This window comes from Cellulosimicrobium cellulans (assembly GCF_001722485.1).
In the GTDB taxonomy this organism is placed as follows: domain Bacteria; phylum Actinomycetota; class Actinomycetes; order Actinomycetales; family Cellulomonadaceae; genus Cellulosimicrobium; species Cellulosimicrobium cellulans_A.
Window position 1 is genome coordinate 1 of sequence record NZ_LWGL01000346.1, and the last position, 1,100, is coordinate 1,100.

Genomic DNA, 1,100 nt, shown 5'->3' on the forward strand with positions numbered 1-1,100 from the left:
CGTCGGCATCGGCGCGAGCGGGCCGCTGCGCGGCGTCGCGCGCGACCTCGTCGAGCGCCTGGCCGCCGAGCTGGAGCGCGCGGACCGCCGGCCGGTCGTCGTCGCGGTGGACACGCCGAGCGGCATCGGGGTGGACGACGGCACGGTCCCCGGCTCCGTGCTCCGCGCGGACCGCACGGTGACGTTCGGCGCCGCCAAGCCGGGCCTGCTCGTGCCGCCCGCGACGCACCTCGCGGGCCACGGCGCCGTCGTGGACCTCGGGCTGGACCTTCCGGGTGCGGGACCGGGCGGCGCGGCCGGTCCCGCCGTGCGCCGGCTGGAGCCGACGGACGTCGCCGGGTTGTGGTCCGTCCCGGGCCCGGCGGACCACAAGTACACGCGCGGCGTGCTCGGCGTCGTCGCCGGGACCTCGACCTACCCGGGCGCGGCCGTGCTCGTCGCGAGCGCGGCCGTGCGGACCGGCCCCGGCATGGTCCGCTACGCCGGGCCCGACGACGTCACGCACGCCGTGCTCGCCGCCCACCCGGAGGTCGTGCCGGGGGAGGGGCGCGTGCAGGCGTGGTCGCTCGGGTCCGGCGTCCCGCCGGTGCCCGGTCCGGGGGAGGAGCCGGTGGACGACGGCGGCCAGCACGACCGCGTGCGCCGGGCGCTCGCGGCCGCCGTCGCGGGCGACGAGGAGGGGGACGAGGCGGGGAGCGGCGCCGCGCCGGACGTCGCGGCGGTCGTCGACGCCGGCGCGCTGTCGCTGCTGCCCGAGCGCTGCCCTCCGTCCGTCGTCCTCACCCCGCACGCGGGCGAGCTCGCGACGCTGCTCACGGCCCGGGGCGAGGACGCGTCCCGCACCGACGTCGAGGCAGAGCCGCTGCGGTGGGCCCGGCGCGCGCACGAGCTCACGGGCGCGACGGTGCTGCTCAAGGGGTCGGCAACCCTCGTCGTCGGTCCCGGCGTCGTCTACGCGCAGGCGGACGCGCCGCCGTGGCTCGCGACCGCGGGCGCGGGCGACGTGCTCAGCGGCGTGCTCGGCGTCCTGCTCGCCACCCACGCCGAACGCGTCCTCGCCGAGCCTGCGGCGGCGGCCGAGCTGGCCGCGGCGGCAGCGC

1 protein-coding gene is annotated in these 1,100 nt (G+C 80.5%); it reads left to right on the forward strand.

What is annotated here, in order from left to right; all coding sequences use genetic code 11:
- Positions 1-1,100 (forward strand): bifunctional ADP-dependent NAD(P)H-hydrate dehydratase/NAD(P)H-hydrate epimerase (locus JZ5iCDA_RS17645; protein ID WP_069388252.1); only part of this gene is annotated, 1,100 nt, incomplete at both ends.